The 25,885-nt window shown below is 70.0% G+C and carries 20 protein-coding genes; 6 read left to right on the top strand and 14 right to left on the bottom strand.

What is annotated here, in order from left to right:
* Positions 1–36: 36 nt before the first annotated feature.
* Positions 37–3,261 carry an ATP-dependent helicase gene (locus JS278_RS07395; RefSeq protein WP_114044617.1) on the bottom strand — a complete coding sequence of 1,075 codons (3,225 nt, stop codon included), beginning with the start codon at positions 3,259–3,261 and terminating at the stop codon, positions 37–39.
* The gene (locus JS278_RS07390; protein WP_114044616.1) at positions 3,258–6,449 is read right to left on the bottom strand and encodes an ATP-dependent DNA helicase; all 3,192 of its coding nucleotides are present in this window, start codon (positions 6,447–6,449) and stop codon (positions 3,258–3,260) included. The genes JS278_RS07395 and JS278_RS07390 overlap by 4 nt, the downstream gene beginning before the upstream one ends.
* Positions 6,450–6,707: 258 nt before the next feature.
* Here JS278_RS07390 and JS278_RS07385 point away from each other — a divergent pair, with 258 nt between their 5' ends.
* The 3 genes from JS278_RS07385 (at position 6,708) to JS278_RS07375 (ending at position 8,135) form a co-directional block, all read left to right on the top strand.
* A complete protein-coding gene (locus JS278_RS07385) occupies positions 6,708–6,914 on the top strand; it encodes a cold-shock protein (protein ID WP_114044615.1) in 207 nt (68 codons plus the stop codon).
* A gap of 77 nt (positions 6,915–6,991) precedes the next feature.
* Positions 6,992–7,897: a PP2C family protein-serine/threonine phosphatase gene (locus tag JS278_RS07380; protein ID WP_114044614.1), complete on the top strand. Its 906-nt coding sequence runs from the start codon at positions 6,992–6,994 to the stop codon at positions 7,895–7,897.
* A 10-nt stretch (positions 7,898–7,907) separates the two neighbouring features.
* Positions 7,908–8,135: a DUF3107 domain-containing protein gene (locus tag JS278_RS07375; protein ID WP_114044613.1), complete on the top strand. Its 228-nt coding sequence runs from the start codon at positions 7,908–7,910 to the stop codon at positions 8,133–8,135.
* 13 nt (positions 8,136–8,148) lie between these two features.
* Here the strand turns inward: JS278_RS07375 and JS278_RS07370 are convergent, their stop codons facing one another.
* Complete coding sequence (locus tag JS278_RS07370) at positions 8,149–8,718, bottom strand: ferritin family protein (protein WP_181833890.1); 570 nt, start codon at positions 8,716–8,718, stop codon at positions 8,149–8,151.
* A 310-nt stretch (positions 8,719–9,028) separates the two neighbouring features.
* On the opposite strand from JS278_RS07370, the gene JS278_RS07365 reads away from it, so the two are divergent.
* Positions 9,029–10,882: a DEAD/DEAH box helicase gene (locus JS278_RS07365; RefSeq protein WP_245935237.1), complete on the top strand. Its 1,854-nt coding sequence runs from the start codon at positions 9,029–9,031 to the stop codon at positions 10,880–10,882.
* Positions 10,883–10,970: 88 nt separating this feature from the next.
* Here the strand turns inward: JS278_RS07365 and trpS are convergent, their stop codons facing one another.
* From trpS to JS278_RS07350, 3 genes are all read right to left on the bottom strand, one after another.
* Positions 10,971–12,068, bottom strand: a complete 1,098-nt coding sequence (trpS, locus tag JS278_RS07360) for a tryptophan--tRNA ligase (protein WP_114044611.1) — start codon at positions 12,066–12,068, stop codon at positions 10,971–10,973.
* Between the two features lie 181 nt (positions 12,069–12,249).
* On the bottom strand, positions 12,250–13,194 hold the full coding sequence (locus JS278_RS07355; protein WP_114044610.1) for an ImmA/IrrE family metallo-endopeptidase: 945 nt from the start codon (positions 13,192–13,194) through the stop codon (positions 12,250–12,252).
* Between the two features lie 11 nt (positions 13,195–13,205).
* Positions 13,206–14,003: a PHP domain-containing protein gene (locus JS278_RS07350; RefSeq protein WP_245935293.1), complete on the bottom strand. Its 798-nt coding sequence runs from the start codon at positions 14,001–14,003 to the stop codon at positions 13,206–13,208.
* A 246-nt stretch (positions 14,004–14,249) separates the two neighbouring features.
* Between JS278_RS07350 and JS278_RS07345 the strand changes: the two genes are divergently transcribed.
* Positions 14,250–14,720, top strand: a complete 471-nt coding sequence (locus JS278_RS07345) for a DUF2505 domain-containing protein (protein WP_114044608.1) — start codon at positions 14,250–14,252, stop codon at positions 14,718–14,720.
* Between the two features lie 79 nt (positions 14,721–14,799).
* On the opposite strand, the gene JS278_RS07340 is transcribed toward JS278_RS07345, so the two are convergent.
* Positions 14,800–15,315 carry a DUF6912 family protein gene (locus tag JS278_RS07340; protein ID WP_114044607.1) on the bottom strand — a complete coding sequence of 172 codons (516 nt, stop codon included), beginning with the start codon at positions 15,313–15,315 and terminating at the stop codon, positions 14,800–14,802.
* 177 nt (positions 15,316–15,492) lie between these two features.
* Here JS278_RS07340 and JS278_RS07335 point away from each other — a divergent pair, with 177 nt between their 5' ends.
* Positions 15,493–16,095: an Rv3235 family protein gene (locus tag JS278_RS07335; protein WP_114044606.1), complete on the top strand. Its 603-nt coding sequence runs from the start codon at positions 15,493–15,495 to the stop codon at positions 16,093–16,095.
* Here the strand turns inward: JS278_RS07335 and secA are convergent.
* The 7 genes from secA to mtrA form a co-directional block, all read right to left on the bottom strand.
* Entirely contained in the window at positions 16,064–18,850 is a 2,787-nt protein-coding gene (secA, locus tag JS278_RS07330; protein WP_483894259.1) for a preprotein translocase subunit SecA, read from the bottom strand. The genes JS278_RS07335 and secA overlap by 32 nt on opposite strands.
* Before the next feature lie 149 nt (positions 18,851–18,999).
* Positions 19,000–20,052: a winged helix-turn-helix domain-containing protein gene (locus JS278_RS07325; protein WP_245935236.1), complete on the bottom strand. Its 1,053-nt coding sequence runs from the start codon at positions 20,050–20,052 to the stop codon at positions 19,000–19,002.
* Positions 20,053–20,225: 173 nt separating this feature from the next.
* Positions 20,226–20,843 (bottom strand): ribosome hibernation-promoting factor, HPF/YfiA family, encoded by a 618-nt coding sequence (hpf, locus tag JS278_RS07320; protein WP_114044604.1) that lies wholly within the window; start codon positions 20,841–20,843, stop codon positions 20,226–20,228.
* Between the two features lie 165 nt (positions 20,844–21,008).
* Positions 21,009–21,512, bottom strand: a complete 504-nt coding sequence (locus JS278_RS07315) for a ComF family protein (protein WP_220150070.1) — start codon at positions 21,510–21,512, stop codon at positions 21,009–21,011.
* A 206-nt stretch (positions 21,513–21,718) separates the two neighbouring features.
* Positions 21,719–23,473 carry an LpqB family beta-propeller domain-containing protein gene (locus JS278_RS07310; RefSeq protein ID WP_181833847.1) on the bottom strand — a complete coding sequence of 585 codons (1,755 nt, stop codon included), beginning with the start codon at positions 23,471–23,473 and terminating at the stop codon, positions 21,719–21,721.
* Positions 23,474–23,481: 8 nt separating this feature from the next.
* Complete coding sequence (mtrB, locus tag JS278_RS07305; protein ID WP_114046182.1) at positions 23,482–25,008, bottom strand: MtrAB system histidine kinase MtrB; 1,527 nt, start codon at positions 25,006–25,008, stop codon at positions 23,482–23,484.
* A gap of 96 nt (positions 25,009–25,104) precedes the next feature.
* A complete protein-coding gene (mtrA, locus tag JS278_RS07300; protein ID WP_114044601.1) occupies positions 25,105–25,827 on the bottom strand; it encodes an MtrAB system response regulator MtrA in 723 nt (240 codons plus the stop codon).
* Positions 25,828–25,885: the final 58 nt, after the last annotated feature.

Below are 25,885 nucleotides of genomic sequence, written 5' to 3'. Positions count from 1 at the left end.
TGACCGGCTCACCGATGAGGGTGGATGTGTCCTGTCTCACCCCTCCGAGCTTAGAGACCGGTCGGCCCCCGGGCCGGCGGAGTCCACCGACGGCTGAGGAGCCTCCAGCACCCGGGCCAGCTCCGCCAGGCTCAGGAGGGGTTCGGCCGCCACCGTCCGGTTCGCCCCGACATGGTGGAAGGCGGCACGGACCCGCTCCAGCGGCACTCCGGTCGAGCCCGCCCAGGCGAGCCGGTAGACCGAGAGCTGGACCGGATCGGCAGTGTTCGGGGCCGACGTCTTCCAGTCCACGACGACCTGGATCCCGGGGTCGTCGGGGTCCTCCAGGACGGCGTCCAGACGGCCACGGATCACAGTGCCGGCCACCGTGAGGGTGAAGGGCTCCTCGACGGCCAGCACCTTCGCCCCGTACCATCTGCTCGTCCGGAACGCCTCCTTGAGCCTCTCCAGCACCGGATCGGAGGTCCCCGCCGGTCGCGCCGGTTCCTCGTCCATGAGCTGCAGCTGCTCCTGACCACCGGGACGCAGCTGCTCGGCCACCCACTCGTGGAAGCGGGTTCCGATGTCGGCGCCGCGCATCACCGGGCGGGGCATGGGGCGGCGCAGCTGGTCCATGAAACGCCGGCGGTCGGCGTGCAGGGCGACCACCTGGGAGGCCGTCAACCCGCGGGGCAGGGCCGGGCCGCCAGCCTGGTGACGGCGCCTCTCGGCGGCGAGCAGGATCTCGGCGTCCTCCCGCCACCGGGCCACTGTCTGCGCCTCGGCGGGGTCATCGGGAAGACGGGAGTCGGCGTTGCGGCCGGACCGGATCCTCGCCACCAGATCGGCCAGCCGGTCGGCCCGTTCCGGATCGGCGCTCTGCGGCCATCGGGTCCCCGTCGGACCGGCCGAGATCTCTGCCGGCGGGTCGTCATCGTCCGGCGGCTCGACGACCGCCAGTCCCCATCCGCGCAGCCTCTCGGCCACCGCCTCCGCGTAGGCGCCCGGAGTACGCGCCCGGCTTGCCGAGGGCCGCCAGCGGTGCCAGGACACGATCAGCAGATCGCGAGCCCTGGTCGCCGCCACATAGCCCAGCCGGTCCTCGGCCCCGCGGGCCTCCAGGGCCAGCTCCTTCTTGTAGCCGGCCAGGTCGGACCGGGATCCGGACCTCGGCTGCGGGACGGTGCCGGCGTCACCGCGGACCGCCGCCGGCAGGACGGCGGCCCGGGTGATGTGGTTGTCGGGAGCCATCGCCGAGGGGAAGACCCCGGCATCCATGTCCGGCAGCATCACCATCGGCCATTCCAGTCCCTTGGCGCCGTGGACGGTGCTGATGACCACCGCGTCGTCGCCGACGGGCGCACTGCGGGCCAGGCTGTCGCCGAACTCCTCCTCGGCCGCCAGCCAGGCCAGCACCCCGGTAAGGGTGAGGTCGGGATCCTCGGTGAGGGCGCCGTGGATCTCCGTCCACAGGGCGTCGAGGTGGCTCTGCCTGCTGCGTGCCCGCCCGGGGTCGTCGGCGGCCAGCTCGTCGACCAGCCCGACGATCTGCTGGGTCCTCAGCACCAGATCATCGGGCCCGTCGACGGCGTGCTCGGCCAGGATCCGCCTCTCCCCCGCCAGCCGCGACACGGCGGCTCGCAACCCGGGTCTGTCGGCGAGGTCTCCAGGGTCGGCGATCGCGTCGGCCAGGTGGGCGTCGGGATGGGCGTCCCCGGTGCCCCGCGGATCGTCTCCCGCGGTGTCCTCGGCGAGACGTCTGCGGGCCAGCTCGCGGGCTCTGGCACTCAGCGCGGCCAGGTCTGCCGGTGCCAGACCGAACCGGGGAGCGGCGAGCAGCGTCGCCCACGCCTGGTCGTCGCGACGGTCTGCGAGCACTCTGAGATGGGCGACCACCAGGGCGATGTCGGGCAGTTGCAGCAGTCCGGAGAGGTTGGCGATGAGCACCGGTATCTGGCGCCCGGCCAGGGCGGCGTGAAGGTCGGCGACGTCGGAGTTGCGGCGGACCAGAACCGCAGCCTGTGACCATGAGCCGATCCGGCCCCGCTCGTGGGCCTCAACCAGGGTGTCGGCCACCCAGGCGCACTCACGGGGCCAGCTGAGGTGCCCCTGGCAGGCCACCAGGCCCGCGCGGGTGTCCTGCGGGGCCCGCAACGCCCCGACCAGGCCGCTCACCGCCGCCGAGCCGCGAAGCTGCGCGGAGATGTCATTGGCGCAGTCGAGGATGCGGGTTCCCGAGCGGCGGTTGGTGAGCAGGGTGCGGGTGATCGCGGGTTCGGGCGACCCGTCGGCGCCGGCACGTGGGAACTGGCGGGAGAAGCTCAGGATGTTGCTGGCGGCCGCTCCCCGCCAGCCGTAGATCGCCTGCAGAGGATCCCCGACCGCCGTGACCGGATGGCCGAGTCCCCGCCGGGGATCCGGCCCGGTGAACAGGCCGATGAGCAGGCTGGCCTGCGCCGAGGAGGTGTCCTGGTACTCGTCGAGAAGCACCACTGCGAAGCGCTCCCGCAGGTCTCGGCCCACCTCCCGGCGGTGCGCGGCCAGGTGCGCGGCCTGGGCCATCCGGTCAGCGTACTCGACCAGCCGGTGGCTCTCCTTGAGCTGCTGGTAGCGCTCGACCAGTCCGAGCAGCTCCTCCCGCTCGTCGACGGTGCCCAGGGCGGCCAGGACGTCGGCGTAGGGTCCGCCGTTCTTCCTGGGCGGGGCCGCGTCAAGCTGGGAGCGCCAGCGGCTGTCGGCCTCGCGGACCCGGTCGGCGTCGACCAGATGGGCGCCCATCTGGTCGGACAGTCCCACGATCGCCCCCGCGATCGAGACCGGGGTGAGGCGCTCGGCCATCACCGGCGGGTCCGCGAGTTCGCGCACCACCTCCAGGGCGAGCTGGTGGCAGCGGGCCCGGGTGATGAGCCGGGCGCCGGGATCGATGCCGTCCCAGGCCCCGTACTCGTCGACCAGCGAGGCGGCGAATCCGTCGTAGGTGGCGACGGTCGCCCCGGCCCGCCCCTCGTCCAGCGCACCCGCGGTGCGCAGCGCCGAATCGATGCGATCGGCAAGCTCGGCGGTCGCCTTGCGGGTGAATGTCAGTCCCAGCACCTGATCGGCGCGGACCTGGCCGGAGGTCACCAGCCACACCACCCGGGCCGCCATGACGGTGGTCTTGCCGGTCCCGGCTCCGGCTATCACGACCTCGGGCTCCAGGGGGGCTCCGATGACTTCCAGCTGCTCATCGGAGAAGGGAATGCCGAGAAGGTCGCGCACCTGCTCGGGTCCGGTGATGGTCATCGCGACTCCTTCCCGGTCGGCCCGGCCGGCTCCACCGCGTCATCGGGGGGCGTGAGTGCCGGGCAGCCGGAGCGCACCGGGCAGAACCCGCAGCCGGGATTGGGGATCGCGCGCAGATCTCCGGAGACGGCGATGGCGGCGGCCTCGTCGATCCGGGCGCCGATCCAGTCGCGGACCCGGGGATCGTCGTTCCGCTCCTCGCCCTCGGGCCACGGGACGTCGGTCAAGGAGGGTTGGCGCACCACCCTGGGATCCGCTCCGCCACGGCCCGCCCCGCGACGCAGGTGGACCAGTTCGGCGCCTCCCACGGCCACCGGCGCCTGGTCGGTCAGGCCGTCCACGCCGCCCGCCGCGACCACCGCCTGGTAGACGCCGACCTGGAGGAGGTGGGAGCGGGCCACCTGGGCCGAGGTGCTGGTGCCGGCCTTGAGATCGATCACCAGCAGCCGTCCGTCCTCATCGCGTTCGAGCCGGTCGATGCTGCCGCGGAAGCGGACGCGCGCCGAGGGCAGATCGAAGGTGTGGTCGAAGGCCACCTCGGTGCCGATGAGCCGGCCGGGGCGCCCGTCGAGCCACCGGTCGAGCCGGGTGAGCGCGTCACGGGCGCCTTTCAGCTCCGTCTGCGACTGCCAGGCGATCTCGAAGTCGATCCGGCCCCAGCCCTCTTCCAGGCCCGCCAGGGCCCTGTCCAGATCCCATCCCGCGGTCATCGTGTCGGAGGCCACCTGATGCACCAGGGTGCCGACCCCGGCCCGTGAGCTGCGCACTCCGGAGGCCCCGCCGCGCCGGGTGAGGAACCACTGTCTGGGGCAGGTGAGCAGTTCGCCGACGTGGGAGGCCGACAGGTTGACGGTCCGGGTGGCCGCCGGTGCATCGGCGGGTTCGCTGAGGGAGGGGACGAGGCCGGGCCGCCACCAGCGTCCCGGGTCCGCCTGGGGCACCCCCTCCTCGGTCAGCCGGGCCAGCAGCCCGGCGGCCTGATCGCGGAGCTGCGGCGAGGATCCCGGATCGCAGGCCGCCCTGCGCAGAGATCCGACCAGGTCGGTCATCCTGGTCGCGCGATGGTGTTCGGTGGGTGACTCGAGGACGTCACCGGCCAGCTCGGTGAAGAATGCCGAGGGCATCAGCCCGGCATTCTGATCGCGCACCGCCGAGAGGATGAGGGTGTCGCCGGCCCGGGAACAGGCCAGCAGGAACAGTCGCCGTTCGGCCCGCACCGTCTCGGACCATCCCGGCGGACTCACCGGACCCTCGGGGGACCAGCGGTCGGCCCCGACCAGAGACCCGGTGTGGTTGGGAGCCGGCCATCCGCCCTCCTCCAGGCCGGTGACGGCGACCACCGCGAACTGCCGGCCCTTGGCGCGGTGGGCGGTGATGAGGCTCACGCCGAGCCGCTCCCGGTCCGACTCACGGCTGCGGTCGGCAGGGATCTCCTCCTGCCGGACGGTCCGCACGAACCGGCGGGCGCCGATCGCCCCGATGAGGGAACTGCTGCGCTCGGCGAGATCGAACAGGGAGCAGAGCCCGTCGAGCTCACGGTCGGCGGTGGCGTCCCCGCCCAGGGCACGGTCGCGCAGGGTGTCGGACCAGGGGCTGCGCCCCCAGATCGCCCACAGCGCCTCGTGCACCTCCCCGGAGCGGGCCAGAACGCGGGCGGCCTTCCCGATCCGGTCCACCAGGTCGCGGGCCGGCGCCGCGGCGCGCGCCAGCCCGGGCGGTACTGATACTGGTCCGGATGGGTCGCCCTGCCGGGCTCCGGTGGCCGAGGAGTCGCCCAGCAGGGCTCCGAGCAGATCCCAGTCGAGGGGCGCGACGCCGGCGCGGCGGACCCAGTCCCCGATCCGGTCGCAGACAGCCCGGTCGAGCCCGGAGAGCGGGCCCTCCATCATCGCGGAGATCGAGGCCGCTCCCGGCTGCGCGTCCCCGGCGAGATCTGCAGCCGCATCCAGGGCGGTCAGCACCACCTGCACGGCATGCACCCCCGACAGTGCCGACTCGTCCCGGCTGCGGTGCACCGGTACGCCCTCCGAGGACAGCACAGCGGCCAGCGGGGCGATGTCGGAGCCGTGCCGGGTGATGACGGCCATCTCGTCCCAACCCACCCCGTCCCGCAGGTGCGCCCGCCGCAGCTCGTCGGCCACCGCGCGCGAGGCCCGTGCCGGGGAACCCGAGACCAGGCGCGTGAACCGGCCCCCCTCGCGCACCGACCGGCTGGGACGACGTCGCAGCAACCGGTCGGGAGGAACCATCGGCATGCCCATGCGGATCTGCTCCACAGCACGGTGTACCGGTGCCGCGCACCGGTGATCGGTCGTGAGGTGATGGACCGACAGGTCCGGAAAGAGCCCGGCCAGCTCGGCGAGCCGGTCGGGCACCGAACCACGGAACTCGAACGCGGTCTGGTCCGGATCCAGGGCCAGCACCGTCGGCACCCCCGCCCGGGCGATCGCGGCCAGCAGTGCCGCCTGGGAGGGGTCGCACTCCCCGAACTCATCGGCCACGAGGAGTTCCAGACCGTCGGTGACCGCATCCAGGACCCGGGGATCGGCGACCAGAATGCGAGCCCGGTGGACAGCCTCCGCATAGTCGAGGGTCTGCTCCAGATCCAGGACGTCGAGGTAGGTGGACAGAAAGGGCCCCAGGACCTGCCACGACTCCACCCCGAATCGCCGCCCGGCCTCCGCCAGATCGGCCGGATCCCTGCCCTCCTGGCGGATCGTGGCCGCCAGCACTCTCAGGTCCGAGGCGAATCTCGCCGTCGAGGCTCCGGCCCGCAGGCGCTCGGGCCAGCCGTCGAGATCCGATCCGGTAAGCAGCTCCCTGATCCGGAACTCCTGCTCCGGGGCGGTGAGCAGCCGTGGCGGCTGATCGCTGTAGCGCGAGACGATCGAGGCCGCGAGGGCATGGACGGTCGTGACCCTGGGAGCCAGATGAGCCCCGCCGACTCTCGTCAGCAACGCATTGCGCAGGTCCTGGGCCGCACCCCGGCTGTGGCCGGTCATCAGGACCGAGCCGAGCTCGCCGCCGTCGCGCAGGTGCGCCGCGACCCGCTCCAGGCAGACGCTGGTGCGACCCGTGCCCGGCCCTCCGAGCACCATGACGGTGCCGTGACGGTCGGTCAGGGCCGCCGACTGGTCGGCATCCGGTAGCGGTTCGCGGGTTCCTTCGCAGATCCCTGAGGGCAACATGACACCATCCCATCACGGCCCTGCGACACCGCCCCAACAGGCCGGCCGGGGCGCCGCGCGCCGTGCCCGGAGGAACTTCTTGACACCCCGATGGGCGAAACCGCCCCACTTTGTGAGAGGCTGGTCCTGCTGTCTGGCAAGACGCAGCGTCCGTGAGGACGGGCCTGCGTGCTTTGCTGCTCATCACTGGCGTCGCCGGGGTTGGGACCGGCAGTTCGGGATACGAGGTGTGTCCCGTAGCGCTGAGAAGGAGTGCACATGGCACAGGGAACCGTCAAGTGGTTCAGCCCCGAGAAGGGGTACGGCTTCATCGCCGTTGACGGAAATGCTTCCGAGGACGTCTTCGTCCACTGGAAGTCGATTGAGATCGAGGGCTTCAAGACCCTCGATGAGGGCCAGCGGGTCGAGTTCGACATCACCGAGGGCCGCAAGGGCCAGCAGGCCGAGAACGTCCGTCTCGCCTGACCGGAGAACTTCAGGTGAAGCCGTCCCGCACCTCAACGGGTGCGGGACGGCTTTTGTCCAGCAGCGAAAGGCAGCTGATGACCACATCCGACATCGGATCAGCAACCCCGCCCGTCCCCGCCCGGATACGGATCTCCCAGATCGCCGGCGCCCGCCCCGATATCGGTGTCGCCACTGACGTCGGTCTGCGCCACCCCACCAATCAGGATTTCGCCGCCGTCGACGTCGACCGTGACGGATGCCATGTCGTGCTCGTGGTCGCCGACGGGGTGTCCTCCACCGACGGCGCCGAGGAGGCGGCGCAGACGGCCGCCTCCACGGCATGCGACTACCTCACCGCTGCGCTGACCCAAGGGCTCCCGGTGAGCGACGACGCCGTCATCTCGCTGTTCGGCCGGGCCGTCCAGCGGGCCCATCAGGCCGTCCTGGACGCCCCCGGTCCGGAAGGCACCGGAGCCTGCACCCTGGTGACGGCGATCTGCTCGGTCGACCGCATTCTCGTCGCCAATGTCGGCGACACCAGGGCCTACTGGTTCCCCACCGAGGGTCCCGCCCGGCGCCTGACCGTCGACGACTCGGTCGCCCAGGCCCAGATCGACATGGGGATGTCGCGCGAGGAGGCCGAGGCCGGTGCCGGCGCCCACGCCATCACGAAATGGATCGGCGCCAGGGCCACCGACCTCGACCCCCGGGTGCTGTCGATCCGGCCACGCACACCTGGCTGGGTGATGGTCTGCAGCGACGGGCTGTGGAACCACGTCCCCGATCCGACGGCCCTCGGCGAGGTGGTGGGCAGGTTCACCGCCGATGCCGCGCCCGGAGCCGACGGGCGGCCCGACCCCCAGGCCGTCGCGGCGGCTCTCGCCGAATTCGCGAATTCCCAGGGAGGATTCGACAACGTCACTGTCGCTCTGTGGCGCGCCGATGCGGTGCCCGTTCGCCGTGAGGACAGCCCGGCGTCCCCCGATGCCCCGGTCGAGTAGGTTTGACGGCATGGAGATCAAGATCGGAATCACCGACGTCCCCCGCGAGGTGACCCTCGAGTCTGACGAGTCGCCCGAGGACATCGCGTCGAAGCTGCGGGAGACGTTGAGTCAGCCCGACGGCGTGCTCACCCTCACCGATCCGAAGGGACGCACGATCCTTGTTCCGACCCGGACCATCGCCTACCTCGACCTGGGCCAGCCGAACGCCAGGCCGGTCGGATTCGGGACTGTGTGATCAGAGGGGCGGGTCAGGGCTCCAGGCCGAGACCCGCCACCCGGTCGTCGTGCTTCGACAGGACCGCCGCGAGCACCTCGTTGATGGCCGCAAGATCGTCCAGCTCCCCGCCGTCGGCGCCGGTCAGCGCCGAGGTGAGGTCCGCGTGCACCGCGGCCAGCCGCTGGACGACACTGAGCATCTCCCCCACCAGCTTCCGGGCGAACACCGAGTTCGCCGAGCGGGCATCCTGATCGGCCTCGAGACGCGACCGCAGCTCCTCGTCCCACCGCACCCTGGTGCCGGTGCCCCGACCCAGCCATGGGCCGTAGGTGCCGCTCGGAGGCGTGAACGCCTTGCCCAGATGAGGCTCCACCTCATCGAGGAAATCGGCACACAGACCGACAACGATGTGATCGCGCAGCAGCACCTGGGTCCACGAACTGCTCGGGACATAGGTCGAGATGCTGGCGATGAGGGGCTCCACGTCGTCGAGCTGGACCAGACTGTCCAGGTGGTTGCGAGCCTCGTTGAGGATGTCCGAGAGTTCGCGCGAACGGTCCGCCAGGAGAAGGCGCCGCGCCACGTCGGGGGCCAACGGCATACCGCCGACCACTGCGCCGAGTCCGTTCAGCGCAGAGGCGCTGACGATCGCCCAGAAGGTCGCCACCGCCGAGGAATCCGGCGTACCAGGGGTTCGGGTGGTGTCATCGCTGCTCACACCGCCAAGCCTAGGTCCAGACCCGCCCCATCGCGCATCCAACACGCTCCCCGGCCCCGACGCGATATGATGTATGACGGTGTGTCGATCCTGAATCCACACCGGGCCCGGCCGCGGCGCGCCACGCGCGATCCGCACCAGGGCCGAAGTACACGACATCGGGCCTTTGCCGGGCCCCGTTCACGAAGAGGCCATGATCCTGTCAACTGAAACTTCAGAACCTGAGACATTCGCCGATCTCGGCGTCCGCGACGACATCTGCCAGGCCCTCGCCGGCGTCGGCATCGTCTCCCCCTTCCCCATCCAGTCGATGTGCATCCCGATCGCGGTGGAGGGGAACGACCTCATCGGGCAGGCCCGCACCGGAACCGGGAAGACCCTCGCCTTCGGCGTGACGATCCTGCAGCGCATCATCCTTCCCGGGGACGAGGGATGGGACGACCACGCCGAGCGCAGACCCCAGGCACTGGTGACCTGTCCCACCCGCGAACTCGCCCTGCAGGTCTCCCGGGACATCGCCACCGCCGCCAGCGTGCGCGGCGCGAGGGTCCTCACCATCTACGGCGGCGTCGGTTACGAACCTCAGATCGAGGCACTGCAGAACGGTGTGGACGTTGTCGTCGGCACCCCGGGCCGCCTCCTCGACCTGGCCCACCGCAAGGACCTCGACCTGTCCGCTGCGCGTATCACGGTGCTCGACGAGGCCGATGAGATGCTCGACCTGGGCTTCCTGCCCGACGTCGAGAAGCTGCTCGCCATGACGCCGAGCAACCGCCAGTCGATGCTCTTCTCGGCCACCATGCCGTCCGCGATCATGAGCCTGGCCAGGGCCCACCTCAACAAGCCGATGCACATCCGCGCCGAGGGCGCCGACGCCCAGGCCACCGTGCCCGACACGACCCAGTTCGTGTATCAGGCGCACCCGATGGACAAGATCGAGGTGATCGCTCGGATCCTGCAGTCCCGCGACGTCGAGAAGGTCATGATCTTCTGCCGCACCAAGCGCGCCTGCCAGCGGCTGGCCGACGACCTCGACGACCGTGGCTTCAAGGCCCGCGCGATCCACGGCGACCTCACCCAGGTCGCCCGTGAGAAGGCGCTCAAGAAGTTCCGGTCCGGCGAGGCCACCATCCTGGTCGCCACCGACGTCGCGGCACGCGGCATCGACGTCACCGGCGTCTCCCATGTCATCAACCACGAGTGCCCCGATGACGAGAAGACCTATGTGCACCGGATCGGGCGCACCGGTCGGGCGGGCGCCAAGGGTGTGGCGGTGACCCTCGTCGACTGGGCCGACGTCACCCGCTGGAAGATGATCAACAAGGCCCTGGATCTGGGCATCGAGGAGCCGGTGGAGACCTATTCCACCTCGGCCCATCTCTTCACCGACCTCGACATTCCCGAGGGAACGAAGGGTCATCTTCCGGGAAGCAAGCCCTCCGAGCGCCGCCCCGCCGAACACCGCAAGGACCGCGAGAAGCACGATCGCGGCCACCGCTCGGACCGCGAGCGCGGGCGCTCGCGCCGCGACGGCGGCGAGCGCGAGGAGGCCAGGCAGGATCACCCGAAGCGCAAGCGCACCCGGCGTCGCAACGGCGAGGTGATCGAGCACAAGCCCCAGGCCGACGGCACTCAGCAGCCCGACAGCACGGCACCGGTCGAGGCGGTTCAGGAGGCCCCGGCAGCCTCTGTTCAGGGCTCACCGGTGTCGACCGAGCAGGCCGTCGCAGAGAGGCTGGAGCAGGCCGGCGCAGTGGCCGCGGTGGATGGTCGCACATCCAGAAGGCCCGCCTCGGCGAAGAAGGCCACGACGGCTCGGAAGACGTCGACGGCCAGGAAGGACGGAGCCAAGGACCGCTCCGGCAAGGCCGAGGCGAAGAAGGCGCGGGTGGTCAAGACCGGGACCCGCAAGGCGAAGAGGACCACGGCCGATGACGTCGCCCCCACCGTCGTCGTCCAGCAGCCCGCCGAGATCACCGAGCAGCGGGGCACGACGGCCTCCCAGCGACGCCGCCGCAGGGCCCGTGGTCACGACGAGGCCAGCTGAGCCGCTCCCCGACCAGCCGCATGAACGACGCCCCGGAACCTCGTGGTTCCGGGGCGTCGTGGTCTCCCAGCTCAATACACCATCCAGCTCAGTAGACCATCTTCATGGCGCGCCGGACCTCGTCGAGAGTCCGGTCGGCCACCGCCCCGGCGCGCCCGTTGCCTTCGCGCAGCACGGAACGCAGGTACCCTTCGTCGGCGGCCAGCTCCGCCCGCTTCGCCCGGATCGGGGCGAAGTAGTCGTTCATCGACGCGGTGAGTCTCTTCTTGAGAGTCCCCGACCCGCCGTCGCCGATCTCCTCGGCGACCGTCTCCGGATCCGAGCCCTCGCACAGCCCCGTGAGCAGTAGCAGGTTCGACACCTCGGGGCGTGCGTCCGGGTCGTAACTGATGTGACGCTCGGCGTCGGTCTTGGCCTTCTTGATGAGTTTGGCGGTCTGGTCGGCGGTCATCCCGATCTCGATGGTGTTGCCGCGCGACTTGCTCATCTTGGTGCCGTCCAGCCCGAGGACGTGCGGGGTGGCCGACAGCAGGGCCTCGGGCTCGGGGAAGACGGGGTGATCGGGGTCCACCCTTCCGTACCGCTCGTCGAAGCGACGAGCGATCACCCGGGTCTGCTCGATATGAGGGAGCTGGTCCTTGCCGACCGGCACCAGGTTGGCCTTGCAGAACAGGATGTCGGCGGCCTGATGCACCGGGAAGGTGAGCATCAGCCCGGACATGGGCCGTTCCGAGGTGGACAGCTCGTCCTTGACGGTCGGGTTGCGGCGCAGCTCGGCGTCGGTGACCAGCGACAGGAAGGGCAGCAACAGCTGGTTGAGGCCCGGCAGGGCGGAATGGGTGAAGATCGTGCTCCGGGCTGGATCGATGCCGATCGCCAGATAGTCGGCCACCCCCGACAGGACGTTCTCCTGGATATCGCCCACCCCGTCGCGGTCGTAGATCACCTGGTAGTCGGCGATCACCAGGAAGGACTCCACGCCACGGTCCTGCAGCCTCACCCGGTTGGCCAGGGAACCGAAGTAGTGACCGATGTGGAGCTTGCCGGTGGGGCGGTCACCGGTGAGGATCCGCCAGTTCTCCGGATGCACGGCCAGATCGGCCTCAACCTTGTCGCTTCGCGCCTGGGAGCGAGCCAGAGTGGCCTCGTTGGAGCCCTCACCGGCCTCGGGAGAGTTGTCAGTCATGGTGTCCTTTCAGGCCCCCGCGGCGCACGACGCACGAACGGCCGCCACAGGGCGGCCGTTGACGGGAAGGGGTGGTTCAGGGCCGCACGCAACGGCGCCACCAGATCAGCTGGGGCGGGCGCACGACGGTCATGGGGCACAGCTTAGCAAGCCTGACGCCGGTGGCCGCCGCGCCCGGCGGTCACGGCTCCCACGCGCCGAAATCGAGCATCTCCTGGGCGGAGGGCTCCTCCTCGTCGCGCGCCGGCGGCCCCGACACCATGGCTGCCAGCGACCTCATCCCGCCCGCGATCGCCTCCACCTTGCCCAGGGCGTGAACGACCGCCTGCACCGAAACAGGTGGCATCGTCCCGTCCGGCTGCAGGTGGCCGTGCAGGTAGCGCCCGGACGGGGAGTCGATGCGGAGGCGTCCGCAGGCCAGCCAGGAGACGATCTCGGCCTCGAACTCCTGGCTCTCGGGGCTGAGGGCACGGCGCTGATGACGCTGTGCACCGGCCCCCGCCAGGTGCCCGCAGTAGATGTGCCCCAACTCGTGGAAGAGGGTTGCCAGGCGGGTCGCCGGGTCCGTCGAATCGTTGACCGTGATCGCGTATCGGATCTCGCCCTTGCGCGGCGCCCGCCCCGGATCCCAGGACCCGACGGTCTGCGTCCGGCCGGCCTGGGCCGAACCGAAGGGTGTCTCCCGGTAGCTGATCGCCTCGTCGGGCAGCCTGCCCGTGAATGCCGACAGCCCCTCCTCGGTGACCGGCCCGCTGGCACGGAAGGGATCCATAACGCCCTGCGGCAGCGGCCTTCCGTCGGTCTCGCTGACGTCGTAGACGAATTCCACCGGCATGAAGGGTTTGAGGATGACCAGCGGCCGGGCTCCCGGGCGCGGATGCCGTCCGAACTCGTGACGCCAGGTCCAGGCGGTGGCGACGTACAGGGCTCCTGGACGCTGCACCTCGACCAGCATGGCGTTGTAGGGGCCGAGCATCGGCAGTCGGCACAGCACGGCCCGCAGATCCTCCAGCTCGTCGGAGGGCCGGCCCGCCGCGGCGGCCGCATAGAGGCTGTCCAGGCCGGGCAGCTCCGGCGTGTCGCGGGTCTGACCGCCGATGGCGCCGACCGCATCGTGCAGATCCATCGAAGCCCTCCTCAGACCCGGTACAGCTCGCCGCCCCGGATCTGGATCCGGATGCACAGCTCGCGATAGGCGGTCTCGCGGGTGGTGTTGCAGCCCAGTGCGTGATCCTTCTTCCCGGTGCCGTGGTAGTCGCTGGATCCTGTCCGGATCAGACCGAGCCGCCCTCCCAGGTCGAACAGCAGGGAGCGCTGCTCGGCGGTGTGGTTCTGGTGATCCACCTCGATGCCGTCAAGACCGTGCCGGCGCGCCAGTGCGGTGATGACGTCGGTGGTGAGCACGGATTCGGCCCCCCGGCCCCACGGGTGGGCCAGGACCGCCGCGCCGCCGGCCCCGTGGATGAGATCGACCGCCCTTGGCAGGTCGCAGGAGTAACGGCGGACGAACCCGGGCCGGCCCTCGTCGAGCCAGTCGCGGAAGGCCTCGTCGCGATCGGCGACGTAGCCCTTCGCGATCATGACGTCTGCGACGTGGGGGCGTCCGATGCTCGGGGCCGATCCGGCCCTGGCCAGCACCTCGTCGACGGTGATGTCGAGACCGGCTTCCCGCAGGGCGGCGACCATCCTGGCCAGCCGTCCGCCGCGGCCCTTGCGAATGAGCTCCAGCTCGGCGCCCAGCGCCTCGTCGGAGACTCTGCAGCCGTAGCCGAGCAGGTGCACCTCGGTGCCCCCCTGATTGCATGAGACCTCGACGCCCGGAAGCACCCGCACCCCGAACCGCTGCCCCGCCGCGATCGCTTCTGGCAGCCCGTCGAAGGTGTCGTGATCGGTCAGGGCGATGACCTGCAGGCGGGCCTCGGCGGCAGCCATCACCAGGCCCGTCGGCGAGTCTGTCCCGTCGGACACGGCGGAATGGGTGTGCAGGTCGATCCGCACGATTCACCTCCACGTGAAGCGTCACGTCGGCGGGCGATTCCTGATCGGCCGACGGCCCCAGCGTACGCACATGCGCGGCGAGCCGCGGATGGACCCCCTGGCGGCCCGCAGAACCACCGTGGAGCCGCGATGGGTAGGAGGGGATTGGAGGCGTCATCGCCGAGAGTGCAAGACTGTGTCGTCATGGACATCAACACGACCGCCCAGTTCGCAGCCACCCCCGACAAGGTGACTGCCATGATGACCGACCCCGAATGGTGGGTCGACGTCTACCGCCGCATCGGCGCCACGACCAGCAACATCACTCCGACCGAGAACGGGATCTCCTTGGATCTGGCTCTCCCCGCCCCTCACCAGGTTCAGAAGATCGTGGGTGAGACCCTGTCGGCGCACCAAGACCTCACCTGGCAGGCACCCGCCGAGGACGGCTCCCGGCAGGGCGAGCTCGTCATCAACCCGAAGGGGATGCCCGCCAAGGCCGTGGGTCATGCGAGCCTGGCCGCCGGTGGTCCCGGCAGCGTCGTCACCTACACCGGCGAGTTCACCATCTCGCTGCCGGTGGTCGGCAAGAAGCTCGAGAAGGTCGCAGGGCCCTATCTCACCCGCGCCTTCGATGTGCAGCAGGAGGCCGGGGACGACTACCTGTCCAGGTGATCCGCGCCCCCCACGGATGTGCGAGGGCCCCGCATCATGGCGATGCGGGGCCCTCGTCGGCCGCGGATCCGGGGACGGATCAGCTGCGGACGGGATCGGTGCCGGGAGCCGGCAACTGCTCGGTGATGTCGTGCCAGGACATCTCGTGCTCGGCGAGCAGGCTCTGAACCGAGACGTCGTTCCACGCGTCATCGATGACCATTCCGGCGATCTGGCCGGCGGCCGGTTCCGAGACCCGGTCGTCCTCGTCGGCGAACCATGCGGTGATTCTGGAGGGCTGGAGACGGGCGATGGACACCCCGCCGTTGTCGACCTCGTAGTTCTCCCCGAGCTCCGCCTCGGGCAGGTGGGCCACCAGCACCAGACGCCGGCCGAATCGCGCCAGGCCCCAGATGGATCCGATCACCATGGCGGCGCGCTCGGCCTCCTCCTCGCCGCCCGCGCCCAGATCGAGAATCGAGCGCAGCTCGGGGGTGACGGCGAAGCCCTGGACATCCGAACCGCCGTCCTCCACCAGCTTCCGGGCACCGCTCGCATCGGCAGGGATGAATACGAGTCGATCGGCGCCCGTGCTGTGTGATGTACGTGCTGGCATCTGGTGTCCTCCTGTGACGGCTGTCATGCCACCGTATCCGTACGGCGGTGCCTGTCTCGACCTCCGGACGGTACCGTCCCACCCGATGGGCCGTCGCCGACTCTCCGCTGGGAGATTGTCCACATTCGTCGTCACAGACTCTGGCCATATCGTGTGGGTCTCTAGTGGACTTGGACCATGAGCCCGACAGATCCGATCCGCGATGACATCAGCCGCGTCCTCCTGGCCGTCGACGGGATCGTCCTGGAGCAGGTGGCCGACTGGGTGCCCAGGGCCCTCGACGGCCCTCCACCCCGGGTCACCGGACAGCAGCCTCTGCCGCTGCTGTCCCTCGACACGGGCAGCACGGGGCCCCCGGCCAGTGCCATCTCCGACGGTCGGGTGTCTTCCGACAGGGTGGCCGCACGGATGACCACCACCGTCGCGGCTATCATCCTCGAGTGCGTTTCGGGCCGCCGCGCCATGCCGCACCTGCGAATGCTGTGCACCGAGGAGGCCTTCGAACAGCTCCACGAATGGCCGCGCGGGCCCGCCTGGGCCCGTGCCGCACTGGTGTCCAGCCCGCACGCAGGGGCCGTCGACGGGGTGATCGACGCTGTTGTGACGCTGGATGTCGCGGGCCATCGCCTGGCGATGGGCCTGCGACTGGAACGGCGCCGCCAGGGCTGGCTGGTGAGCGAGGCCGGCCTGGTCGCCAGCCCCGGCGTCACCGCGCTGCTGGGAGGAGCCAGATCCGTCGCCTCCCCCCTCAGCCGGCCGTCCGGCCGTGGCAGTGCTTGAACTTCTTGCCCGACCCGCACGGGCACTTCTGATTGCGTCCGACGTTCTTGAATCCCTCGGGTTTCTCGACCCGTTCCTTGTCGGGATCCGCAGCGCCCGGATCACCGACGGCACCGGCTCCGGACCGCTCCTGGATCTCACCGGACTCATCGGCGGCGCTGTAGCTGAGTTCCGCCTGTGTTCCCGAGGAGGTTCCCGCCGCGACTGATGCCGCACCGACCAGCGAGTCGGCGGTGACGGCCGCTCCGGACTCGGTGGTGACCAGCCCCACGTCCGGCGTGGCGGAGGCCTGCACGTCGAGGTTGAACAGGAATCCGACGACCTCTTCCTTGAAGGCGTCCATCATCGCGTTGAACATCTGGCCGCCCTCGCGCTGATACTCCACCAGGGGGTCGCGCTGGGCCATCGCCCGCAGCCCGATGCCCTCGCGCAGGTAGTCCATCTCGTAGAGATGCTCCCGCCACTTGCGGTCCAGCACCGTGAGCAGCACCTGTCGCTCCAGCTCGCGCATGGTGTCCTCGCCGAGGGCCTCCTGCCGGGAGTCGTAGGCGGACTCCGCATCGGCGACGAAGGCCTCCACCAGCTCGTCCTGCTCCTGACAGTCCTCGTACTCGTCCTTGTCGAGCCCGACCGGATAGATCTTGCCCATCTCCGACCACAGCTCGTCGAGGTCCCAGTCCTCGGAGAACCCGTCGGTGTACTGGCGGACCCCCTCCTCGACCACCCGATCGGTGGTGGCCCGCAGCTCCTTCTCGACGTCGGCGCCCTCCAGCACCTTGCGGCGGTCGGAGTAGATGGCGTGGCGCTGGCGGTTCATCACATCGTCGTACTTGAGGACATTCTTGCGCATCTCGAAGTTCTGGGCCTCGACCTGCTTCTGGGCGCTCTCGATCTGGCGGGACACCCACTTGGACTCGATCGGCACATCCTCGGGCATCTTGAGGGTCACCATCGCCCGGTCGATCACCTCGGGCTTGAACAGCCGCATCAGCTCGTCCTGCAGGGACAGGTAGAACCGGGACTCGCCGGGATCGCCCTGGCGTCCCGAGCGTCCGCGCAGCTGATTGTCGATACGCCGCGACTCGTGACGCTCGGAGCCGATGACGTAGAGCCCGCCGAGCTCCTCGACCTCGTCGTGCTCCTTGGCCGACTGCTTCTCGAGCTTGGTCAGAGTGTTCTTGTAAGCCAGCCGGTAGGCCTCCTCGTCCTTGACCGGATCGAGCCCCTTCTCCCGCAGCTCCAGCTCGGTGAGGAACTCCGGGTTCCCGCCGAGCATGATGTCGGTGCCCCGGCCGGCCATGTTGGTGGAGACCGTCACGGCCCCCTTGCGCCCGGCCAGGGCCACGATCGCGGCCTCGGACTCATGATGCTTGGCGTTGAGGACCTTGTGCGGGACTCCCGCCTTCTTGAGCTGGGCGCTGAGCACCTCGGACTTGGCCACCGAGGCGGTGCCGATGAGGATCGGCTGGCCCTCCTCATGGCGCTCTACCACGTCGGCGACGACGGCGTCGAACTTCGCGCTCTCGGTGCGGTAGATGAGGTCCTTCTGATCGAGGCGGATCATCGGTTCGTTCGTGGGGATCGGGATGACGCCCAGACCGTAGATCTTCTGGAACTCGCTCTCCTCGGTCTTGGCGGTTCCCGTCATGCCGGCGAGCTTGTCGTACATCCTGAAGTAGTTCTGCAGGGTGATGGTCGCCAGCGTCTGGTACTCGTCCTTGATCTCGACGTGCTCCTTGGCCTCCAGGGCCTGGTGGAGACCCTCGTTGTAGCGGCGTCCGGCCAGGGTGCGGCCGGTGTGCTCGTCGACGATGAGGACCTCGCCGTCGCTGATGACGTAGTCCTTGTCGAGGTGGAAGAGTTCCTTGGCCTTGATGGCGTTGTTGAGGTAGCCGATCAGCGGGGTGTTCTCGGACTCGTAGAGGTTGTCGATCCCGAGCCTCTGCTCGACCATCTCGATGCCGTGGCCGAGCACCGAGACGGTGCGCTTCTTCTCATCGACCTCGTAGTCCCGGTCGCGCACCAGCTTCTTGACGATGCGCGCGAACTCGGGATACCACTGCTTGTTCTCCTCGGCGGGGCCCGAGATGATGAGCGGCGTCCGGGCCTCGTCGATGAGGATCGAGTCCACCTCGTCGACGATCGCGAAGTGGTGACCGCGCTGCACGCAGTCCTCGAGGGTGGACGCCATGTTGTCGCGAAGATAGTCGAAGCCGAACTCGTTGTTCGTGCCGTAGGTGATGTCGGCGCCGTAGGCCACCTTGCGCTCGGCCGGGGACATCTCGGTGAGGATCGCCGAGGTCTCCAGACCCAGGAAGCGGTGCACCCGGCCCATCTGCTCGGACTGGATCCGGGCCAGGTAGTCGTTGACCGTGACGACGTGGACGCCCAGACCGGAGAGCCCGTTGAGGTAGGCGGGCAGCAGGCCGACCATGGTCTTGCCCTCGCCGGTCTTCATCTCGGCGATGTTGCATTCGTGGAGGGCGGCTCCGCCCATGATCTGGACGTCGAAGAGGCGCTTGTTGAGCACCCTGTTGCCGGCCTCCCGGACCGTCGCGAAGGCCTCCGGCAGCAGCCGGTCGAGGTCCTCGCCGTTGTCGAGCCGCTTCTTGAAGTCTGCGGTCTGCCCCGACAGCTCCTCGTCAGACATCTCGACGTAGTCGTCCTCGATGCTGTTGACCTGGCCGACGATCCGGTTGAGGTGCCGCAGCACCTTCCCCTCACCGGCATGCAGCACGCGATCCAAGGGGTTCAAGGGATGGTCCTCCTAGGTGGACGGTTGGGCCGCCCGGGTCGATGACCCGACAGGCACGGCCGTGGCAACCTGGACAGGCTGCGGGCCGGAATCCATCCTAAGCGGTCGGCCCGGCACAACCCAGAGCGGACGTCACAAAAGCGGCCCGATCAGTCCGTCGAGCGGGCGAGCCCTTCAGCCAGATCCCCGACGTCGAGCACCCGGATCCGCCCGAGACCCCGCCACCGGGCAACCTCCTCCAGGTGGCCGGCCAGCGCCGCGGCGACCGTCGACCATCCGGGGAAGGCGGGAGCGGACTCAGCACCGGGTTCGCGCCAGGCAGAGGCGATCTCGAGCTCGCCTGCCGCGCGATCGGCACGCAGATCGACCCGGGCCACGAAGTCCTGGCCCAGCAGGAAGGGCAGGCAGTAGTAGCCGAACCTCCGCCTGGCTCGGGGGACGTAGATCTCGATCCGGTAGTCCAGGTCGTGGAGCCGCAGGGCGCGCTCGCGGCGGAAGATCACCGGGTCGAACGGGGAGACGAGGGTGCAGGCCGCCATCCTCCGGGGGAGGGCAGAACCGGCGCACATCCACCAGCCCGGATCCCCGCCGACGCGCACCGGCTCGACGAACCCCTCGTCGGCCAGCGACGCCAAGGCGGCATCGGTCGGTCTCCTGCGGGTGCGGAAGTAGTCCGCCAGGTCTGCGGGGGTGAAGACTCCCAGGGCCTTGGCCGCGCGGGCGGCCAGCTCCCGGTGTCCCTGCGAGGCGGTGAGCTCGGGCCTTGCCCGGATCCGGGCCGGCAGCACCTGTTCGGGGAGCGCGTAGATCTTCTCGAATGAGGCCGTACGACCTGCCACCGCCACCCGCCCGCAGCGCCACGCCCATTCCAGGGCGGTCTTGGAGGCCGACCAGTTCCATCCCCAGCTCTCGGGCGAGTTGCCGCGCTGTCCGCCCGAGATCTGGCGGGCGGTGGCCGGGCTGTCGGCCAGCCGTGCGACGACCTCGTCGACCAGCCGCGGGTTCTCGTCCAGCAGATCCACCATCGACCGCCACGCCTCCCTGGCGGCGTCCCGCCGACGGAAGCGCAGGGCCGGTTCAAGGTCGATGTCGACCAGGCTGGCAACATGGGCCCAGGTCTCGTGAAGCAGCGGGCTGCGACCCTCGACGGCACCGGTCAGCAGCGCGGGCTCGTAGGGCCCGCACCGACTGAACAGAGGCATCTCATGGGCTCGGGCGAAGACGTTGACCGAGTCCACCTGGAACAGACCGATGCGCCCGACGGTGCGCCGCAGCGCGGCCCGGTCCGTGGAGACCGGGCGCCGACGACCCAGGCCCTGGGCGGCCAGGGCGAGCCTGGCCGCCTGCCGCCGGGTCAGACGGCGTCCGGTCCGGATCAGGACTCGGACCCGTCGACGTTGAGGTGGATGACGCCGAAGTTGTAGCCCTTGCGCCTGCGGTAGACGACGCTCGGAGACTTCGTCTCGGAGTCGAGGTAGAGGAAGAAGTCGTGGCCGACCAGCTCCATCTCGTCGAGGGCCTGGGCCAGCGTCAGCGGCGCGGCCGGGAAAACCTTCTCCTTGACGTAGAGCGGTCCGTCGCCGGTGACCTCGACGTCGCCGGCGATCTTCCGGGTGGCGATGATATCGGGGGCCTCGCCGGTCACATCGGCGGCCGGGACGTCGAGCACCTGGGAGACGCGCAGCCCGCGGCGGCTGCGACGCCGGTCCGCGGCCTTGGTGAGCTGGGCGCGGAGCCGCTCGGCGGCCTTGTCGAAGGCGACCATCTTGTCGGCCGCCTGACCGACCGCCCTGACCACCGGGCCCCGCGAGCGGAGCGTGATCTCGCAGGTGATGGCCTGATCCCTGGAACCCTTGGTGTCCTGAACGGTGAAGACCACCTCCACCCGCTGGACGCGGTCCCGCCACTTCTCGACGCTGGAGATTCTGTCCTCGACCTGGGCCCGAATGTCATCACTGATCTTGCAATGACGGCCGGAAACGATGACGTCCATGACGACCTCCTGTGCTGGTGTGAACCGGACTGATCATCCGGTCATGACAAAGGCACGACTCCGCGAGAATCCCTGTCCCTGTCGGGCTCGGGATCATCATCGGTCGTGCCATGCATCCACGCTACCGGATGGCGCCTCACATCGGCAGGGACCGACTCTCACCGATCACGCCCAACGCCTCGGATGTTCGGCGTCGGCCAGAACGAGCGCCGCCAGCACCCGGTATCCGGAGGCCGTCAGGGCCCGCACCGCCTCGTCGAGGCTGGCGCCGGTGGTGCGGATGTCGTCGACGACCACCACCTCCCCCGCTCCCGGAAGCGCCCTCATCGAACCGGCCTGGTTTCCCGATCGCGCCTCGTGGGAGACCTCCACCTGGTCGTGCACGCGGCGGGTGCGCCGCAGCAGAGGGCTCACTGCCCCGGCCGGCAACTCGCATCGGGCCGATGCCGCACGGAGCAGGTCCAGCACGTGATCGGCGCCGCGACGACGGACAGCGGGCGGGCTGGAGGGCACCGGTACCAGCCTCGGGCATCGGGTCGCGGCCTCGACCACCGCGGACAGGCCCGGGGCGAGCCAGCCCCCGAGCAGCCCGCACAGCCAGCCGGCGCCGCGATCCTTGTGGGCGGTCACAAGGCTGGTGAGCGGGGCCCGGTACGGAAGGCAGGCCACCACCGGCGGTGGGCCGTCGAGGATGACCCGGGGAGCCGGACGGACCGCTGCCAGGCATTCGGCGCACACCCCGAGACCCGGGCTCCCGCACCCGGGACAGCAGGCTCCCAGCAGCAGATCGGCCAGAGGCTCGAAGACCACCATGTCCGCAATGGTGGCGCATCGGGCCCGGCGCGCGGAAGGGTTCGTGCGCCCGGAGCCCGCGTCTAGAAGCTGATGGCGGCCTGACGCGCCCCGCTGAGCACCTGCCGCCAGCGGTACCGGTCCTCATAGCTCAGCAGGTCCCCGTCGGCGGTGAGGACCATCGCATTGATGCCGTCGGCTCGGGGAAGAGTGGTCAGGGCCACCATGTCGGTGCCGCTCATCGGGCCGATCGTGGTGCCCCCCGAACCGTCGAGGAAGAGCTGGAAGGGCGATCCGGGCCCGTCCGCAGTCGCTCGTGCAAGGATGATGAGCGAGTCGGTGGTGATCCAGCCCACGTCCGCGACCCGGGTGAGGCCCCGGTCCACGATCCCCAGCGACAGCTCGGTCAGACCGTCGACGATGATCTGCTGCGGATCGGTCGCACCGGGACGCGCCCTCGCCATGGCGAGCCGTGGACCGCCGTCGGCGTCGACCACGAGCGCCATTCTGGTGAGGTCGGGTGACAGCGAGAAGGCCAGCACCCGCCTGGTGGCCAGCTCGGGCGACTGCACCTTGAGCTGGACACCCGACTCGCTGAACGCGTAGATCCTCGAGCCCGCGCCACGACTCCCGATCGTCCAGATCGATCCGTCCGTGGCGATCTGGGGACGGATCAGACCGGCCGCGTGCATCAGGATGTCGGCACTGTCGGCGCCGACCGTCCACAGGAGCAGCGAGGCGGCGTCGGCGTCGACCAGGGCCCAGCGCCTGCCCGCCCTCTCGACGGCCATGGAGGAGATCCGCGGGGCCTCGGCCGAACCCATCAGCCCCGCGACCGGAGTGGGGGATCCGGAGTCGGGAACGGTCACCAGCCGCCCGTCACGGGTTGCCATCATGGCCGGCACCTCGGAGGAGATCAGCGGCGACATGGAGGTGAACAGGCTGGTCGAGACCGTGTCGTCCTCCGCGGCTCCCGGGATCGACAGATTCGAACCGCCGGTCGTCAGCCGCACCCGCGCGACCTCGCCGAAAGAGGACAGGGTCCAGGCCATCTGGCCAGCCATCTGGCGTCGCTGGGCATCGGTGAGCGGGGTGACCTCCCCGGTGAGACTGACCACCGCGATCCCACCGTGGTCGATCGGCACGGAGTTGGCCGACAGCTTGGTGCCGGTCGGCATGACGCTCTCGACGGCTCCTGCGAGCCAGCTGTTGGGGCCCGACAGGAGCGAGGTGACGGCACTGGTCGGGGTGGCAGCCGCCTGGGGCAGGTGGATGAGGTCCGGCACCAGGTAGGCGCTCCTGCGCCCGGGGAAGTAGAGCGAGACCGTCCGATAGCTGCGTGAGAAGGTCAGTTGGGAGACCACCAGCCCGCGAGGAGGCCGGGAGATCCGCCACTGCCCGTTGACCTGCACCACGCCGAAGTCGTGGTCGAAGACCGCTCCCCCGGCCGCCCGGTATCTGCCGCCCCGGTCCAGCCTGGCGATGATCGGAGCCCTCAGCCCGGCCGTCCGGTCAGTGGTGACCGGCTTGTTCTGGGTGGCGTCGTAGATCACGGCCTCCGACTCCGGATCCCAGTCTCGGGCCGCGCTGGTCGTGAGGTACTGGCGGGCGAGTCGGTAACCGTCGGTCGAGCTGGTCATCGCCTGGAGGAACCCCGCCAGGATGAGTTCCGGTGAGGCTCCACGGGCAGGCGGCTGGGGGGCGACGTCGATGCCCGGGCGCCGCGGCGCCTCTGTGCTGCTCTGAACCCGCACCACCGGTCCGCTGGTGGGCACCTCGGCGCACCCCACCAGCAGACCCAGGCCGCCCAGCAGGCCCAGGAACCCGCGCCTCGGCATCTCGCCTCTCATACGGCATCTCCCGGCGAGCTGGCGCCCGGCCCGGGCGGCAGGGCGGGCAGGTTCGCGTCGGCCGGAATCGCGGGCAGCGGGGACCCGTTGAGCGCATCGCCGGTGCGCCGGGGCACGGTGAGGCGGAACTGCGCCCCCTGACGGGGCATTCCCCAGGCCTGCAACCAGCCGTGATGGAGGTGGGCGTCCTCCAGAGAGATCGCCAGCCCCAGGCCGGTGCCTCCGACTGTGCGCACCCGAGCCGGATCGGCGCGCCAGAACCGCGCGAAGACCTGTTCTGCCTGCCAGGGCTCGAATCCGATGCCGTGATCGCGCACGGTGACCGCGACGGCTCGCGCGTCCGAGGCCACCGCGACCTCCACTGCCCGCCCCTCCCCGTGCTCCAGGGCGTTGGCCACCAGGTTGCGGATGATCCGGCGGATCCTCCTGGCATCGATCTCGGCGGTCACATCACCGCCTCGCCGGACCACGAGCGGGGTCTCCATCCGCCGCGCCAGCGGTCTGGCGGCCTCCACCTCGTCGATGACCAGATCCCCGACATCGGTCTCGTCGAGGGCCAGCACCGCCGCCCCGGCGTCGAACCGGGATATCTCCAGGAGGTCGGCGAGCAGCGACTCGAATCTCTCGAGTTCGTCGTGGAGCAGCTCGGTGGCCCGGACCATCGCCGGGTCGGTCTCGTCGCGGGCCTCGCGCAGCATGTCGGCCGCCATCCGCACGGTCGTCAGCGGGGTGCGCAGCTCGTGGGAGACGTCGGAGACGAACTGGCGTTGGAAGGAGGACAGCTCCTCGAGTTCGCGGATCTGGCGTTGCAGCTCGGTGGCCATCGCGTTCATGGAGACCGCGAGACGTGCGAGATCGTCGGTCCCGCGCACCGGAAGGCGCTCGTCGAGCTGCCCGGCGGCCACCCGCTGCGCCGAGATGCTGGCCTGCCGGATAGGCGCCGAGATGGCCCTGGTGCCGAGGAAGGTGACGATGCCCATCGCCAGAACGATGAGTCCCCCGGTGGCGGCCACGACCCGCTGCACCAGGGCGATGGTCTCGGCCTCCTGGGTCTCGGGGAAGATGAAGTAGATCGGGAACCCCCGGGACTCCCCCGGCGCCCACAGGGTCGACGCCACTGCCAGGCCCGGCTGGGAGGTCTGGTCAGCAGTCGTGTAGCGCACGGTGGTGGGCTGGGCCCACATCCCCTCGCGGGTGGTCGCGGTGTCCTCGAGCGCCTTGGGGATGGACGAGACCGAGATGCCCTCGGAGACGAGGTTCGAGACCGGCCCCTGAATGATGACGTGGTACTGGCCGGACTGGCCGGCGGCCTCGTCGGCGAGCTGGTTGAGCCTCTCGTAGAGGGAGGCGGTGCGCAGGTCCGTGCTGCGCAGCTGATCCTGGATGCGCGACAGGGAGGTGGTGGCCTCGGCCACCGCCGCGTTCTGCTTGGCCTGGAGGATTCCGGTGGTGACCTGTCGGATCAGGAACAGACCCGCCAGAAGGAGCACGATGATCGTGGCACCGAGGGTGGTGGTGACCATCCGAAGCGCCAGGGAGGACCACCACAGCCGGGCGGGGGCCCCGAGTACCTTCCTGTCGCGCAGCTTCATCGTGGTGCCGCGAAGCCGCCCGGCGGCTCAGCGATCCTCCTCGCCGCCGTCGCCGGCCCGGTAGCCGACGCCGCGGACGGTGATGACGATCCCGGGATGCTCGGGGTCCCGCTCGATCTTCGAGCGGAGTCTCTGGACGTGGACGTTGACCAGCCGGTTGTCGGCGGCGTGGCGGTATCCCCAGACCTCCTGGAGCAGCAGGTCCCGGCTGAACACCTCGTGGGGGCGGCGCGCCAGGGCGACGAGCAGGTCGAACTCCAGCGGGGTGAGGGAGATCTCCTGACCGTCCCGAGTCACCTGGTGAGCGCGCACGTCGATGGTGACGTCCCCGATGGTTATGACGTCGACCTCGGGGGCTGCGTCGAGGGGCTGTCGCAGTCTGGCGCGGATGCGGGCGACCAGCTCCTTGGACTTGAAGGGTTTGGACACGTAGTCATCCGCGCCGGCCTCCAGGCCGGCGACGACGTCGTTGGTGTCGGAGCGGGCCGTCAGCATGATGATCGGGGTGCCGGAGACCCTCCTGATCTCGCGGCACACCTCGATGCCGCTGAGGCCCGGAAGCATGAGATCCAGGAGGACCAGGTCGGGCCGGAACTTCTCGAAGGCCGGGAGGGCGACCGTACCGCTGGAGCACCACTCGGTGATGAACCGTTCCTTGCGCAGCACGAGCTGGAGCATCTCTGCCAGAGCAGGATCGTCATCGACGACGAGGATCCGCTGGCCGGACGGCTCGGTACCGGGCAGGGACACGTTCGACCTCCTCACGGGTCGGAGCGGACCGGTGAAAGACTCACCAGCTTCACAAGAT

Source organism: Acidipropionibacterium virtanenii, from assembly GCF_003325455.1.
GTDB lineage: Bacteria > Actinomycetota > Actinomycetes > Propionibacteriales > Propionibacteriaceae > Acidipropionibacterium > Acidipropionibacterium virtanenii.
Note: the sequence above shows the minus strand (reverse complement) of the source record. Positions and strands in the feature narration are given on the sequence as shown.

Coding starts and splice junctions, on each gene's coding strand:
- JS278_RS07395 (WP_114044617.1), bottom strand. CDS start 3,261: ATGACCATCACCGGACCCGAGCAGGTGCGCGACCTTCTCGGCATTCCC.
- JS278_RS07390 (WP_114044616.1), bottom strand. CDS start 6,449: ATGTTGCCCTCAGGGATCTGCGAAGGAACCCGCGAACCGCTACCGGAT.
- JS278_RS07385 (WP_114044615.1), top strand. CDS start 6,708: ATGGCACAGGGAACCGTCAAGTGGTTCAGCCCCGAGAAGGGGTACGGC.
- JS278_RS07380 (WP_114044614.1), top strand. CDS start 6,992: ATGACCACATCCGACATCGGATCAGCAACCCCGCCCGTCCCCGCCCGG.
- JS278_RS07375 (WP_114044613.1), top strand. CDS start 7,908: ATGGAGATCAAGATCGGAATCACCGACGTCCCCCGCGAGGTGACCCTC.
- JS278_RS07370 (WP_181833890.1), bottom strand. CDS start 8,718: ATGCCGTTGGCCCCCGACGTGGCGCGGCGCCTTCTCCTGGCGGACCGT.
- JS278_RS07365 (WP_245935237.1), top strand. CDS start 9,029: ATGATCCTGTCAACTGAAACTTCAGAACCTGAGACATTCGCCGATCTC.
- trpS (WP_114044611.1), bottom strand. CDS start 12,068: ATGACTGACAACTCTCCCGAGGCCGGTGAGGGCTCCAACGAGGCCACT.
- JS278_RS07355 (WP_114044610.1), bottom strand. CDS start 13,194: ATGGATCTGCACGATGCGGTCGGCGCCATCGGCGGTCAGACCCGCGAC.
- JS278_RS07345 (WP_114044608.1), top strand. CDS start 14,250: ATGGACATCAACACGACCGCCCAGTTCGCAGCCACCCCCGACAAGGTG.
- JS278_RS07340 (WP_114044607.1), bottom strand. CDS start 15,315: ATGCCAGCACGTACATCACACAGCACGGGCGCCGATCGACTCGTATTC.
- JS278_RS07335 (WP_114044606.1), top strand. CDS start 15,493: ATGAGCCCGACAGATCCGATCCGCGATGACATCAGCCGCGTCCTCCTG.
- JS278_RS07325 (WP_245935236.1), bottom strand. CDS start 20,052: ATGCCTCTGTTCAGTCGGTGCGGGCCCTACGAGCCCGCGCTGCTGACC.
- hpf (WP_114044604.1), bottom strand. CDS start 20,843: ATGGACGTCATCGTTTCCGGCCGTCATTGCAAGATCAGTGATGACATT.
- JS278_RS07310 (WP_181833847.1), bottom strand. CDS start 23,473: ATGCCGAGGCGCGGGTTCCTGGGCCTGCTGGGCGGCCTGGGTCTGCTG.
- mtrB (WP_114046182.1), bottom strand. CDS start 25,008: ATGGTCACCACCACCCTCGGTGCCACGATCATCGTGCTCCTTCTGGCG.